This window comes from Streptomyces sp. NPDC127117 (assembly GCF_042677325.1).
GTDB lineage: Bacteria > Actinomycetota > Actinomycetes > Streptomycetales > Streptomycetaceae > Streptomyces.
The window spans coordinates 1-13,553 of the sequence record NZ_JBHXTM010000002.1 but is presented as its reverse complement, the minus strand read 5'-3'; the positions used below and the strand labels follow the sequence as shown (position 1 = coordinate 13,553).

Here is a 13,553-nt window from a genome sequence, read left to right as displayed (position 1 = left end):
TAGCCGAGAACCCGGGAGATGAGGAAGGACCGGATGCTGCGCCGGGCAGGCGCCGTCGCGACGGTCATCAACCTCAGCTCCTCTCTCGCACATGGGGAGGTCGAACGCCTCTGCGATCACCTTACATGGCCCCCTCGGAGGGGGCCGGTCAGTGGCAGAGCCTGGCCTCGTGCTCGGCATGGCCGCTCGGCTCCAGCTGGAAGGTGCAGTGCTCCACGTCGAAGTGGACGCCGAGGCAGCCCTGCAGCTCATGGAGGAGCTTCTCGTGGCCGATCGAGTCGAGCATGTCCTGGCGCACCACCACATGGGCGGAGAGCACCGGCATCCCCGAGGTGATCGTCCAGGCGTGCAGGTCGTGCACGTCCAGCACCCCGGGCAGGGCGGTGATGTGGGCCCGCACCTCTCCCATGTGGACCCCCTTGGGCGCCGACTCCAGCAGCACGTTGAGCGTCTCCCTGAGCAGCTTCACGGTACGCGGGACGATCATCAGGCCGATGACCAGCGAGGCGATCGGGTCGGCGGCCTGCCAGCCGGTGGCCAGGATGATCCCCGCCGAGACCAGCACCGCGAACGAGCCGAGCGTGTCCGCGAGCACCTCCAGATAGGCGCCGCGCACATTGAGGCTGTCCTTCTGCCCGCGCATCAGCAGCGACAGCGAGACCATGTTGGCGGCCATGCCGACCAGGGCGAAGACGATCGTCAGCCCGCCCCTGGTCTCGGCCGGGGTGATGAAGCGCTCGACGGCCTCGAAGAGCAGGAAGCCGCCCACCCCGAGCAGCAGCAGACAGTTGGCCAGGGCGGCGAGGATCTCGGCGCGGGCGTAGCCGAAGGTGCGGTTCACCCCGGCCGGCCGGTTGGCGAAGTGGATCGCCAGCAGCGCCATGCCGAGGCCGAGGGCGTCGGTCGCCATGTGGGCCGCGTCGGCGATCAGCGCGAGCGAGTCGGCGAGCACCCCGCCGACGATCTCCACGACCATCACGGTGAGTGTGATGCCGAGCGCGATCCGCAGCCGTCCCCGGTACGCGGCGGCTGCCGTGCCGGTGGGCGGCGGCCCGCCGTGTGTGTGCCCGTGGTCGTGCCCTGCCCCCATGGGGAATGCCTCCCAGCCGTCTCTCGGACCCGGACGCGTTCGGCCCGGGCAATGCCAGTGAACTACGGGTGGGGGGTATCCGGCAACACGGCACTGAACACCGTTGTCATATGCTCTGACCTGCGGAAATGCTTGCAGGTCAGCGAGGGTCCTCCGGTTGGATCAGGCCGGATCCGAACGAGAGGCCCCAGGGGGCGCGGCGGGCCCGGCCGGGGTCGCGCGATCGCGTTTTGTCAGGCGAGGCGGCGATCGACGATGATGATCGCGGACGGCGTCGCATGATGCCGGTCCACCCCGAACAGAGCGCAAACGGTCAGTGAACTCGTGCTTCCGTTCATCCGATAGCCTCTGCCGACGTGCCGCCGGCCCGCATCCGGGCCGCGCTGTCGCGCGCCGACCCCGTCAGCACCAAGGAGTGAGTTCGTCTGTCGACCGCCATCCTCACCGGTGCACCGGTACCCGGGTCGTCGCTCGCGGACGACCTGCGGTCACTGGGCTTCGACGTACAGGTCGCCGCCGATGTGACCGAGGCCGCACGGCTGCTCTCGGCCGTACCCGCCGACCGCCGAGTCGCACTGGTCGATCCCCGTTTCGTCGGCCATGTCCACGCCCTCCGGCTCGGACTGACCGACCCGCGCTTCCCCGCCGCCACCGTGCCCGGCGCGCTCACCGCGCAGCCGGAGGCGCGCCCCGCGCTCGTCCGGGCCCTGGACACCACGGCCGAGGCCGTCGGCGCCGGCGTCCCCACGGGCACGCCCGCCGCACCGGTCACCGACCGCACCGTGCCGGGCCGCCTCGCCGTCACCATGGACGCCGAGGGCACCTCCGTACAGCGCCCCGAGCTGGGTTCGCTGGTCGCCGCCGTTCCGGTCGACGGGACCGCGCGCGCCGAGGCGGAGAGCGCCCTGGCCGCCGTCGACGACGAGGCGGTGCGGCTGCGCAGCGCGGTGAAGGCCCACGACGGCTTCTTCACCACGTTCTTCATCAGCCCGTACTCCCGCTACATCGCCCGCTGGTGCGCCCGCCGCGGCTTCACGCCGAACCAGGTGACCACCGCGTCCCTGCTGACGGCGCTGATAGCGGCCGGCAGCGCGGCGACCGGTACCCGCGGCGGCTACATCGCGGCCGGGGTGCTGCTGCTCCTCTCCTTCGTGCTGGACTGCACCGACGGGCAGCTCGCCCGTTACTCGCTGCAGTACTCGACGATGGGCGCCTGGCTGGACGCGACCTTCGACCGGGCCAAGGAGTACGCCTACTACGCGGGCCTCGCCCTCGGCGCCGCCCGCGGCGGCGACGACGTATGGGCGCTCGCCCTCGGCGCGATGGTGCTCCAGGCGTGCCGGCACGTCATCGACTTCTCGTTCAACGAGGCCAACCACGACGCGGTGGCCAATTCCAGCCCCACGGCGGCACTCTCCGACCGGCTCGACAGCGTCGGCTGGACCGTCTGGGTGCGCCGGATGATAGTGCTGCCGATCGGTGAGCGCTGGGCGATGATCGCGGTACTGACCGCGGTGACCACCCCCCGGATCGTCTTCTACGCGCTGCTCATCGGCTGCGCCTTCGCCGCCTGCTACACCACCGCCGGCCGGCTGCTGCGCTCGCTGACCCGCAAGGCCGAGCGCACCGACCGGGCCGCGCTGGCACTCGCCGAGCTGGCCGACTCCGGACCGGTCGCCCAGTTCGTCGCGGCCCGCGGCCCCCGGATCCCGGGCGCCTGGAGCGCCCCGGTGATCGCACTCGTCGGCGCCGGAGCACTGATCGCCGCCGCACTGCAGCAGCCCTTCGGCAGCAAGCAGATGATCTTCGCCGCGATTTTCTACGCGATCTGCTCCGGCGTGGCGGTGGCCCGCCCGCTCAAGGGCGCACTCGACTGGCTCGTACCCCCGATATTCAGGGCGGCCGAGTACTGCACCGTCCTGATCCTCGCGGCCCGCAGCGATGTCCCGGGAGCCCTTCCGGCGGCCTTCGGGCTGGTCTCGGCGGTCGCCTACCATCACTACGACACGGTGTACCGCATTCGCGGCGGCACCGGCGCGCCGCCCCAGTGGCTGGTACGCACGATCGGTGGGCACGAGGGCCGCACCCTGGTGGTGGCCGTACTCGCCGCCGTATTCACTCAGCATTCGGCTTTCACCGTGGCGCTGACCACCCTCGCGGTGGCGGTGGCACTGGTGGTGCTCGTGGAGTCCATCCGTTTCTGGGTGTCCTCCGGAGCACCCGCCGTTCACGACGAAGGAGAACCCGCATGATCGGCCTCGTACTGGCAGCCGGTGCAGGACGGCGTCTGCGCCCCTACACCGACACGCTTCCGAAGGCGCTCGTGCCTGTCGACGGCGAGAAGACGGTGCTGGACCTCACGCTGGCCAACTTCGCGGAGATAGGTCTCACCGAGGTCGCCGTCGTCGTCGGCTACCGCAAGGAAGCCGTGTACGACCGCAAGGCCGAGTTCGAGGCCAAGTACGGCGTGACCCTCACCCTGATCGACAACGACAAGGCCGAGGAGTGGAACAACGCCTACTCCCTGTGGTGTGCCCGCGAGGTACTCAAGCGCGGCGTCATCCTGGCCAACGGCGACACCGTCCACCCGGTCTCCGTCGAGAAGACCCTGCTCGCCGCCCGTGGCGACGGGCAGAGGATCATCCTCGCCCTCGACACGGTGAAGCAGCTCGCCGACGAGGAGATGAAGGTCATCACCGAGGACGGCAAGGGTGTGCGGCGCATCACCAAGCTGATGGACCCGGCCACCGCGACCGGTGAGTACATCGGCGTCACCCTGATCGAGCCCGAGGCCGCCGAGGAGCTCGCGGACGCCCTCAAGGCGACCTTCGAGCGCGACCCCGACCTCTACTACGAGGACGGCTACCAGGAGCTCGTGAACCGCGGCTTCACCATCGACGTGGCCCCCATCGGCGAAGTGACGTGGGTGGAGATCGACAACCACGACGACCTCGCGAAGGGCCGTGAGATCGCGTGCCAGTACTGACCCGGCTCATTCCGTCCCCGGTCGTCGTCGACATCCGTCGCGGCGCCCTGGACGATCTGGCCGGCCTCCTCGCCGACCAGCGGATCTCCGCCTCCGGCAAGCTCGCCGTCGCGATCAGCGACGGCTCGGGGCGTGCCCTGCGCGAGCGGCTGACGCCCGCGCTGCCCGGAGCCCACTGGTACCCCGTGACCGACGGCACCCTCGACTCGGCGGTCAAGCTGGCAGACGACATCAAGGGCAACCGGTACGACGCCGTGGTCGGCCTCGGCGGCGGCAAGATCGTCGACGTGGCGAAATACGCGGCGGCGCGGGTAGGGCTGCCCATGGTCGCGGTGGCGACGAACCTCGCCCACGACGGCCTCTGCTCGCCCGTCGCGACGCTCGACAACGACAACGGCCGGGGCTCCTACGGAGTACCCACCCCGATCGCCGTGGTCATCGACCTCGACATAGTCCGCCAGGCACCGGCCCGCTTCGTGCGCTCCGGCATCGGCGACGCGGTGTCCAACATCTCCTGCGTGGCCGACTGGGAGCTCGCCCACGAGGTCAACGGCGAGGAGATCGACGGACTCGCGGCGGCCATGGCCCGGCAGGCGGGCGAGGCCGTGCTGCGCCACCCCGGCCAGATCGGCGACGACGCCTTCCTCAAGGTGCTGGCCGAGGGCCTGGTGCTCACCGGCATCTCGATGTCCGTCGCCGGGGACTCCCGGCCGGCCTCCGGCGCCTGCCACGAGATCAACCACGCCTTCGATCTGCTGTACCCCAAGCGCGCGGCCAGCCATGGCGAGCAGGTCGGCCTCGGCGCCTGCTTCGCCATGCATCTGCGCGGCGCCCGGGAGGAGTCGCTGTACATGGCGGCCACCCTGCGCCGTCACGGGCTGCCGGTCGTGCCCGAAGAGATCGGTTTCACCGTCGACGAGTTCGTCCAGGCCGTCGACTACGCCCCGCAGACCCGTCCGGGGCGCTTCACGATCCTGGAACACCTCAACCTGTCCACCGACCAGATCAGGGACGCGTACGCCGACTATGCAAAAGCCATCCATAGCTGAACTCCGTCCGGTCGTGCACCCGCCGGGCGTGAAGGACCGGCGCAGTGGTGAGCACTGGGCGGGTCGGCTCTACATGCGCGAGATCTCGCTGCGCATCGACCGGCACCTGGTGAACACCAGGGTCACGCCCAACCAGCTGACCTATGTGATGACGGTCGCGGGCGTGCTCGCCGCACCGGCCCTGCTCGTGCCCGGCATTCCCGGCGCGCTGCTCGGAGTGCTCGCGGTCCAGCTCTACCTGCTGCTCGACTGCGTCGACGGCGAGGTGGCCCGCTGGAAGAAGCAGTTCTCGCTGGGCGGGGTCTACCTGGACCGGGTCGGCGCGTACCTCTGCGACGCGGCCGTGCTGGTCGGCTTCGGCCTGCGCGCCGCCGACCTGTGGGGCAGCGGACGGATCGACTGGCTCTGGGCCTTCCTCGGCACGCTCGCGGCTCTCGGCGCCATCCTGATCAAGGCCGAGACCGACCTCGTGGGCGTCGCGCGCCACCAGGGCGGGCTGCCGCCGGTCAAGGAGGCCGCTTCGGAACCGCGCTCGTCCGGAATGGCGTTCGCCCGCCGGGCCGCCGGTGCGCTCAAGTTCCACCGGCTCATCCTCGGGGTCGAGGCGTCACTGGTCATCCTGGCGGCGGCCGTCCTCGACGCGGTCCGTGACGACCTGTTCTTCAGCCGTCTCATGGTCGCGGTGCTGGCCGGTATCGCGCTGCTCCAGACGCTCCTGCACCTCGTGTCGATCCTGGCGTCGAGCAGGCTGAAGTGAGCACCCCCATGAAACTCGGCGCGGTCGTCATCACGATGGGCAACCGTCCTGACGAGCTCCGCGCTCTCCTCGATTCGGTCGCCGGGCAGGACGGCGACCGGATCGAGGTGGTGGTCGTCGGCAACGGCGCCCCCGTACCGGACGTCCCCGCGGGGGTGCGGACCGTCGAGCTGCCCGAGAACCTGGGCATCCCCGGCGGCCGCAACGTCGGGATCGAGGCCTTCGGCCCGTCCGGCGCCGACGTGGACGCCCTGCTCTTCCTCGACGACGACGGACTGCTGCCGCTCAGCGACACCGCCGAGCTGTGCCGGCAGGCCTTCGAGGCCGATCCCGGGCTGGGCATCATCAGCTTCCGCATCGCCGACCCGGACACCGGGGTCACACAGCGCCGCCACGTGCCCCGGCTGCGCGTGGCCGACCCGATGCGCTCCTCACGCGTGACGACCTTCCTGGGCGGCGCCAACGCCGTACGGACCAAGGTCATCGCAGAGGTGGGCCCGCTGCCCGGCCAGTTCTTCTACGCGCACGAGGAGACCGATCTCGCCTGGCGGGCACTGGACGCCGGCTGGATGATCGACTACCGCGCGGACATGGTCCTCAACCACCCGACGACCGCGCCCTCGCGGCACGCGGTGTACCACCGCATGGTGGCCCGTAACCGGGTCTGGCTGGCCCGTCGCAATCTGCCCGCGCCGCTGGTCCCCGTCTATCTCGGGGTGTGGCTGCTGCTGACCCTGGTCCGCAAGCCCTCGGGCCCGGCGCTGAAGGCCTGGCTCGGCGGCTTCCGGGAAGGCTGGGCGACGCCGTGCGGCACCCGCCGCCCGATGAAATGGCGGACGGTCTGGCGGCTGACCAGACTGGGCCGACCTCCCGTGATCTGAGAGGCTCACCTCTGAGAGCATGGGACGTACGTCTTCTTCACGGGACCTGTCCGCTCCGAGCCGCACCCGCGACTGGCTGCGCATCCTGAATACGAGAGTTTCATCTGGTGAGTGACACAACCCATGATGGTGCGGTCGCATTGAGTACCCCACCATCCGCCGACGACGGCCTGACCTCGGCCGCCCTGGCCGCCAAGTACGGCCTGACGGTGAGCGGCGCCCGGCCAGGGCTCTTCGAGTACATCCGGCAGCTCTGGGGCCGGCGCCACTTCATCATGGCGTTCTCCAGGGCGAAGCTGACCGCCCAGTACAGCCAGGCGAAGCTGGGCCAGCTCTGGCAGGTGGCCACACCGCTGCTCAACGCCCTGGTCTACTACTTGATCTTCGGGCTGATCCTGGGCACCAGGAAGGGAATGACCCAGGAGGTCTTCATCCCGTTCCTGGTGACCGGCGTCTTCGTCTTCACCTTCACCCAGAGTTCGGTGATGGCGGGCGTGCGGGCCATTTCCGGCAATCTGGGGCTGGTCCGGGCACTGCACTTCCCGCGTGCCTCGCTGCCGATCTCGTTCTCGCTCCAACAGCTCCAGCAGCTGCTGTTCTCGATGATCGTGCTCGCGGCCGTGGCGATCGCCTTCGGCAGCTACCCGAGCCTCTCCTGGCTGCTGATCGTCCCGGCGCTGGTCATGCAGTTCGTCTTCAACACCGGTCTGGCGCTGATCATGGCCAGGCTCGGCAGCAAGACCCCCGACCTCGCGCAGTTGATGCCGTTCGTCATGCGGACCTGGATGTACGCGTCGGGCGTCATGTTCTCCATCCCGGTGATGCTCAAGGACAAGCCGGACTGGATCGCCAACGTTCTGCAGTACAACCCGGCGGCCATCTACATGGACCTGGTCCGCTTCGCGCTGATCGACGGCTACGGCTCGGGCAACCTGCCGGCACACGTCTGGATCGTGGCGCTCGCCTGGGCGGTCCTGGTCGGCCTGGTGGGCTTCGTGTACTTCTGGAAGGCAGAGGAACGGTACGGCCGTGGCTGACGACAAGACACCGGGGCGCGTCCCCACCGTCATCGCCGATGATGTGCACATCGTGTACCGCGTCAACGGCGCCGGCGGCGGCAAGGGCAGCGCGACGGCGGCACTGAGCCGGATCATGCGCCGCGGCAAGGGAGAATCGCGCGGGGTGCGCAAGGTGCACGCCGTCCGCGGCGTCTCCTTCACCGCCTACCGGGGCGAGGCGATCGGCCTCATCGGCACCAACGGCTCCGGCAAGTCGACGCTGCTGCGGGCCATCGCCGGTCTGCTGCCGACCGAGCACGGCAAGGTCTACACCGACGGGCAGCCCTCGCTGCTCGGGGTGAACGCCGCGCTGATGAGCGATCTGACCGGTGAGCGCAACGTGGTGCTCGGCGGCCTCGCGATGGGCATGTCGCGTGAGGAGATCCGGGAGCGCTACCAGGGCATCGTCGACTTCTCCGGCATCAACGAGAAGGGTGACTTCATCACCCTGCCGATGCGTACGTACTCCTCCGGCATGGCCGCACGCCTGCGATTCTCCATCGCGGCCGCCAAGAACCATGACGTCCTCATGATCGACGAGGCGCTGGCGACCGGTGACCGCAAGTTCCAGATCCGTTCCGAGAAGCGCATCAGGGAGCTCCGCAAGGAGGCCGGCACCGTCTTCCTGGTCAGCCACAGCAACAAGTCCATCAGGGACACCTGCGACCGGGTGCTTTGGCTGGAAAAGGGCGAGCTGCTGATGGACGGCCCGACGGACGAGGTGCTCAAGGCGTACGAGCGCGAGACCGGAAAGTAGTGGTTCGTCCGGTCCTGTGTCACCGGGGCGGCCCCTGTCGGAACCTCCGGCGGGGGCCGCCCCGGCGTCCGGATCGTGGACCGCGGCCGGCGCTCTCCACGCCCGGCGGTATGCCGCGGGCAGGATCTCGTCCCGACGGATGACGTCAATCCCCTTGTGTGCGGGGAAGGTTGGCGGGGCGGACGGCGTTCGGGTAACGCGCCCAACACCCCGCCGTATGGATGAGCGTTGTACGACGTAAGCTGTACCGGTGCTGATTCGAGGCAAGTGGGGCGATAGTGCCTGGTTGTACGGCCCGTAGGCAGCGCTCCGCACTCGGCAGAGCGGGCGGCGTGTCCGGAATGGGATGTTTTGGGTCAGCAGTGTAGAACGGGAGATGTGACGGCAATGACGGAAAATCTCCAGCTCCGAGGTGCTCACGCCGTCCCAGCGCCGGGCGGTCCGTGGTGACCCGTACCCGGCAGGCGCACCCCGACGGCGCCGTCCCCAGCACCCTCGACAAGGCCGCGGACGAGAATTTCCCCGTAGCCCCCTTCTTCCTGCCCCGCGCCTGGCGCGACGACCTGATGGCCGTCTACGGCTACGCGCGCCTGGTCGACGACATCGGCGACGGTGATCTCGCCCCCGGTGGCGCCGACGCCCGCCACCTCGGCGTCGACCCCGCGCGGGCCGACGACCGGCTCGCCATGCTCGACGCCTTCGAGGCCGACCTCCACCGGGTCTTCGACACCTCCGGCGACGGCCCCCGCCACCCCCTGTTGCGCGCCCTGCTCCCCACCGTGCGGCGCTGCGCGCTCACCCCGGAACCCTTCCTCGGCCTCATCGAGGCGAACCGGCAGGACCAGAAGGTCCGCCGCTACGGGACGTACGAGGAACTCCTGGCCTACTGCGAGCTCTCCGCCAACCCCGTGGGCCGGCTGGTCCTGCAGATCACCGGCACCGCCAGCCCCGAACGCATCCGCCGCTCCGACGCCGTCTGTACCGCCCTGCAGATCGTCGAGCACCTCCAGGACGTCACCGAGGACCTCGGCCGCGACCGGATCTATCTGCCCGCCGAGGACATGGCCCGGTTCCATGTCACGGAGGCCGACCTGGCCGCCCCCTCTGGGGGCGCATCGGTGCGTTCACTGGTCGCGTACGAAGCAGAACGCGCTCGGGAATTGCTGAATGAAGGCACCCCCCTGGTGGGTAGCGTCCACGGCAGGCTCAAGCTGCTTCTCGCCGGATTCGTGGGAGGGGGGCGCGCCGCCCTCACCGCGATCGCGGCCGCCGGGTTCGACGTACTGCCCGGACCGCCCAAGCCCACCAAGCCCAGCCTGCTGCGCGAGGTGGGAGTTGTCTTGCGAAGAGCGCGTAGAGAGGGGTGAGCCGGACCGTGGAGGGACAGACGACATACATGTCGGCACCGGTACAGGCCGCATACAGTTACTGCGAGGCGGTCACCGGACAGCAGGCGCGTAACTTCGCGTACGGCATCAGGCTGCTGCCGGCCGAGAAGCGACAGGCCATGTCGGCGCTGTACGCCTTCTCCCGCAGAGTCGACGACATCGGCGACGGTGAGCTGGACGCGGACACCAAGCGGGCCCGCCTGGAGAGCACCCGTACCGTCCTGGACCGGATCCGGGACGGGGCGGTCGACGAGGACGACACCGACCCGGTGGCCGTCGCGCTCGCCGATGCCGCGCGCAGATTCCCGCTCCCGCTCGGCGGGCTCGACGAGCTCATCGACGGCGTGCTGATGGATGTGCGTGGTGCGACGTACGAGACCTGGGACGACCTCAAGGTCTACTGCCGCTGTGTCGCGGGTGCCATCGGCCGCCTCAGCCTCGGCGTCTTCGGCACGGAGCCCGGCGCCCCGGGTGCCGACCGGGCCGCGGAGTACGCCGACACGCTCGGACTCGCGCTCCAGCTGACCAACATCCTGCGCGACGTCCGCGAGGACGCCGGCAACGGGCGTACGTATCTGCCTGCCGACGACCTCGCCAAGTTCGGCTGCTCGGCCGGCTTCCACCGGGCCACACCGCCGCCCGGCGCCGACTTCGCGGGCCTCGTCCACTTCGAGGTGCGGCGCGCCCGCACGCTGTTCGCCGAGGGCTACCGGCTGCTGCCCATGCTGGACCGGCGCAGCGGCGCGTGTGTCGCGGCCATGGCGGGCATCTACCGGCGGTTGCTCGACCGGATCGAGCGCGACCCCGAGGCGGTGCTGCGCGGCCGGGTCTCGCTGCCGGGCCACGAGAAGGCGTACGTGGCGGTGCGCGGACTGTCGGGGCTCGACGCCCGGTACATTTCCCGGCGCACGACGCGGGGGCGTGTCTGATGCGCCGTGCGGAGTTCTCGCGCACCATGTGCAACACGGAGAACCGATCGGCCCGGCGGTCAACCCGCTGCGGCGCCGACGCGTCCCTGACTGAAGTGACCCGGCGAAAGGAGGACACATGACGGACGGCACCCCGCGCTCCTCCCGTGCGGTCGTGATCGGTGGCGGACTCGCCGGCATCACCTCGGCGCTGCGTCTCGCCGACGCCGGGCTTGACGTGACCCTGCTCGAAGGACGGCCCAGGCTCGGCGGCCTCGCGTTCTCCTTCCAGCGCGGCGAACTGACGGTCGACAACGGACAGCATGTCTATCTGCGTTGCTGCACCGCCTACCGCTGGTTCCTCGACCGCGTCGACGGGACGCGTCTGGCACCCCTGCAAAACCGTTTGGACGTGCCCGTTCTCGACGTCGGTCGCCCCTCGGGCCCCCGGCTGGGACGGCTGCGCCGCAACGCGCTGCCGGTGCCCTTCCATCTGGCCGCCGGACTGGCCGGCTACCCGCACCTCTCGCTCGCCGAGCGGGCCGGCGTCGGCCGCGCCGCCCTGGCACTCGGCCGCCTCGACCCCGACGACCCCGCGCTCGACGCCATCGACTTCGGCAGCTGGCTCGCCCGGCACGGCCAGTCGCCGCGCACCATCGAGGCCCTGTGGGACCTGGTCGGCGTCGCCACGCTCAACGCCACCGCGCCGAATTCCTCGCTGGCCCTGGCCGCGAAGGTCTTCAGGACCGGACTCCTCTCCGAGCCCGGCGCCGCCGACATCGGCTGGGCGAGCGTGCCCCTCGGCGAGGTGCACGACACGCTGGCCCGCAAGGCCCTCGACTCCGCCTCGGTCCGCACCGAGCTGCGCACGAAGGCCTCCGCCCTCACCCGTACGGAGGACGGCGGTTGGATCGTGGACACCGGCGGCGAACGGATCGAGGCGGACACCGTCGTCCTCGCCGTACCCCAGCGCGAGGCCCACGACCTGCTGCCCGAGGGCGCACTGGACGAACCCGGGCGGCTGCTCGACATCGGCACCTCGCCGATCCTCAACGTGCACGTCGTCTACGACCGCAAGGTGCTGCGCCGGCCGTTCTTCGCCGCGCTCGGCTCCCCGGTCCAGTGGGTCTTCGACCGCACCGACGCCTCGGGCCTCACCGGGCCGGGGCAGTACCTCGCCGTGTCCCAGTCCGCCGCCGACGAGGAGATCGACCTCCCCGTCGCCGAACTGCGCAGCCGCTACCTGCCCGAGCTGGAGCGGCTCCTTCCGGCCGCACGCGGGGCCGGCATCAGGGACTTCTTCGTGACCCGGGAGCGCACGGCGACCTTCGCCCCAGCCCCCGGCGTCGGCCGGCTGCGGCCCGGTGCCCGCACCCGTGCCCCCGGCCTCTGCCTGGCCGGTGCATGGACGGCCACCGGCTGGCCCGCGACGATGGAGGGCGCCGTACGCAGCGGCTTCAGCGCGGCCGACGCCGCCCTCCGGGCGCTCGGCCGGCCCCAGGAACATCCGCTGCAGGAGGCGGCATGAGCAGTACCACCGGAACAAGAGGAGAGTCAGTGACCCCGGCGAATCCGGCTTTCGACACCGTGGCCGACACGGACGTCACCGCGCTTCTGGAGCGCGGACGGGCCCTTTCCACGCCGGTGCTCCGGGCCGCCGTTGACCGGCTCGCACCGCCCATGGACACCGTCGCCGCCTACCACTTCGGCTGGATCGACGCCCAGGGACAGCCCGCCGACGGCGACGGGGGCAAGGCCGTCCGCCCCGCCCTCGCCCTGCTGTCCGCGGAGGCCGCCGGCGCCGCCGCCGAGGCCGGCGTCCCCGGCGCCGTGGCCGTCGAACTCGTGCACAACTTCTCGCTGCTGCACGACGACCTGATGGACGGCGACGAACAGCGCCGCCACCGCGACACCGTCTGGAAGGTGCACGGCCCCGCCCAGGCGATCCTGGTCGGCGACGCGCTCTTCGCCCTCGCCAACGAGGTCCTGCTGGAGCTCGGCACCGTGGAGGCGGGCCGCGCGACCCGCCGGCTGACCGCGGCCAGCCGCAAGCTCATCGACGGCCAGGCCCAGGACATCTCCTACGAGCACCGCGAGCGGGTCACCGTCGAGGAGTGCCTGGAGATGGAGGGCAACAAGACCGGCGCCCTGCTCGCCTGCGCCTGCTCCATCGGCGCGGTCCTCGGCGGTGCCGACGACCGGACCGCCGACACCCTGGAGGCGTACGGCTACCACCTCGGCCTCGCCTTCCAGGCCGTCGACGACCTGCTCGGCATCTGGGGCGACCCCGAGTCCACCGGCAAGCAGACCTGGAGCGACCTGCGCCAGCGCAAGAAGTCCCTGCCGGTCGTCGCCGCGCTCGCCGCGGGCGGCCCGGCATCGGAACGCCTGGGCGAACTGCTCGCCGCCGACGCCAAGAGCAGCGATTTCGACAGCTTCTCCGAAGAGGAGTTCGCCGCCCGTGCGGCACTCATCGAGGAGGCGGGCGGCCGCGAGTGGACCGCCCAGGAGGCCCGTCGACAGCACGCGGTCGCCATCGAGGCGCTGCACCGCATCGACATGCCGCAGACCGTGCGGGCGCAGCTCACAGCGCTCGCGGACTTCGTCGTCGTACGAAAGAGATGATCACTATCTGCTCCATATGAGTCGCAGTCGCCGGCCGGCGCCCTTGCCCGGGCG

At 70.6% G+C, this 13,553-nt stretch carries 12 protein-coding genes; 11 read left to right on the top strand and 1 reads right to left on the bottom strand.

Annotated features, from left to right (window positions below; translation table 11 throughout):
• Positions 1 to 148: 148 nt before the first annotated feature.
• Positions 149 to 1,090 carry a cation diffusion facilitator family transporter gene (locus ACFVH0_RS02095; protein ID WP_385817523.1) on the bottom strand — a complete coding sequence of 314 codons (942 nt, stop codon included), beginning with the start codon at positions 1,088 to 1,090 and terminating at the stop codon, positions 149 to 151.
• A 482-nt stretch (positions 1,091 to 1,572) separates the two neighbouring features.
• On the opposite strand from ACFVH0_RS02095, the gene ACFVH0_RS02090 reads away from it, so the two are divergent.
• The 11 genes from ACFVH0_RS02090 to ACFVH0_RS02040 all read left to right on the top strand — a co-directional run bounded on the left by ACFVH0_RS02090 (position 1,573) and on the right by ACFVH0_RS02040 (position 13,499).
• Positions 1,573 to 3,342 carry a DUF5941 domain-containing protein gene (locus ACFVH0_RS02090; protein WP_385817791.1) on the top strand — a complete coding sequence of 590 codons (1,770 nt, stop codon included), beginning with the start codon at positions 1,573 to 1,575 and terminating at the stop codon, positions 3,340 to 3,342.
• On the top strand, positions 3,339 to 4,076 hold the full coding sequence (locus ACFVH0_RS02085; protein WP_385817522.1) for a sugar phosphate nucleotidyltransferase: 738 nt from the start codon (positions 3,339 to 3,341) through the stop codon (positions 4,074 to 4,076). The genes ACFVH0_RS02090 and ACFVH0_RS02085 overlap by 4 nt, the downstream gene beginning before the upstream one ends.
• The gene (locus ACFVH0_RS02080; protein WP_385817521.1) at positions 4,064 to 5,125 is read left to right on the top strand and encodes an iron-containing alcohol dehydrogenase family protein; all 1,062 of its coding nucleotides are present in this window, start codon (positions 4,064 to 4,066) and stop codon (positions 5,123 to 5,125) included. The genes ACFVH0_RS02085 and ACFVH0_RS02080 overlap by 13 nt, the downstream gene beginning before the upstream one ends.
• On the top strand, positions 5,103 to 5,882 hold the full coding sequence (locus tag ACFVH0_RS02075; protein ID WP_385817520.1) for a CDP-alcohol phosphatidyltransferase family protein: 780 nt from the start codon (positions 5,103 to 5,105) through the stop codon (positions 5,880 to 5,882). Before ACFVH0_RS02080 ends, ACFVH0_RS02075 begins: the two co-directional genes overlap by 23 nt.
• A gap of 8 nt (positions 5,883 to 5,890) precedes the next feature.
• Positions 5,891 to 6,763 (top strand): glycosyltransferase family 2 protein, encoded by an 873-nt coding sequence (locus ACFVH0_RS02070; protein ID WP_385817790.1) that lies wholly within the window; start codon positions 5,891 to 5,893, stop codon positions 6,761 to 6,763.
• 107 nt (positions 6,764 to 6,870) lie between these two features.
• Positions 6,871 to 7,800: an ABC transporter permease gene (locus tag ACFVH0_RS02065; RefSeq protein ID WP_259934427.1), complete on the top strand. Its 930-nt coding sequence runs from the start codon at positions 6,871 to 6,873 to the stop codon at positions 7,798 to 7,800.
• Positions 7,793 to 8,578 carry an ABC transporter ATP-binding protein gene (locus ACFVH0_RS02060; RefSeq protein ID WP_266727932.1) on the top strand — a complete coding sequence of 262 codons (786 nt, stop codon included), beginning with the start codon at positions 7,793 to 7,795 and terminating at the stop codon, positions 8,576 to 8,578. Before ACFVH0_RS02065 ends, ACFVH0_RS02060 begins: the two co-directional genes overlap by 8 nt.
• A 446-nt stretch (positions 8,579 to 9,024) precedes the next feature.
• Entirely contained in the window at positions 9,025 to 9,945 is a 921-nt protein-coding gene (gene hpnC, locus ACFVH0_RS02055) for a squalene synthase HpnC (RefSeq protein WP_385817789.1), read from the top strand.
• A 29-nt stretch (positions 9,946 to 9,974) separates the two neighbouring features.
• Positions 9,975 to 10,895: a presqualene diphosphate synthase HpnD gene (hpnD, locus tag ACFVH0_RS02050; protein ID WP_385817519.1), complete on the top strand. Its 921-nt coding sequence runs from the start codon at positions 9,975 to 9,977 to the stop codon at positions 10,893 to 10,895.
• Positions 10,896 to 11,013: 118 nt separating this feature from the next.
• Complete coding sequence (gene hpnE, locus ACFVH0_RS02045; protein ID WP_385817518.1) at positions 11,014 to 12,402, top strand: hydroxysqualene dehydroxylase HpnE; 1,389 nt, start codon at positions 11,014 to 11,016, stop codon at positions 12,400 to 12,402.
• Positions 12,399 to 13,499 carry a polyprenyl synthetase family protein gene (locus ACFVH0_RS02040; protein WP_266909756.1) on the top strand — a complete coding sequence of 367 codons (1,101 nt, stop codon included), beginning with the start codon at positions 12,399 to 12,401 and terminating at the stop codon, positions 13,497 to 13,499. The genes hpnE and ACFVH0_RS02040 overlap by 4 nt, the downstream gene beginning before the upstream one ends.
• Positions 13,500 to 13,553: the final 54 nt, after the last annotated feature.

What these genes read in the sequence shown, in the direction of transcription:
- ACFVH0_RS02095 (WP_385817523.1), bottom strand. Translation starts at nt 1,090, where the DNA reads ATGGGGGCAGGGCACGACCACGGGCACACACACGGCGGGCCGCCGCCC.
- hpnE (WP_385817518.1), top strand. Translation starts at nt 11,014, where the DNA reads ATGACGGACGGCACCCCGCGCTCCTCCCGTGCGGTCGTGATCGGTGGC.
- ACFVH0_RS02075 (WP_385817520.1), top strand. Translation starts at nt 5,103, where the DNA reads ATGCAAAAGCCATCCATAGCTGAACTCCGTCCGGTCGTGCACCCGCCG.
- ACFVH0_RS02085 (WP_385817522.1), top strand. Translation starts at nt 3,339, where the DNA reads ATGATCGGCCTCGTACTGGCAGCCGGTGCAGGACGGCGTCTGCGCCCC.
- hpnD (WP_385817519.1), top strand. Translation starts at nt 9,975, where the DNA reads ATGTCGGCACCGGTACAGGCCGCATACAGTTACTGCGAGGCGGTCACC.
- ACFVH0_RS02040 (WP_266909756.1), top strand. Translation starts at nt 12,399, where the DNA reads ATGAGCAGTACCACCGGAACAAGAGGAGAGTCAGTGACCCCGGCGAAT.
- ACFVH0_RS02070 (WP_385817790.1), top strand. Translation starts at nt 5,891, where the DNA reads ATGAAACTCGGCGCGGTCGTCATCACGATGGGCAACCGTCCTGACGAG.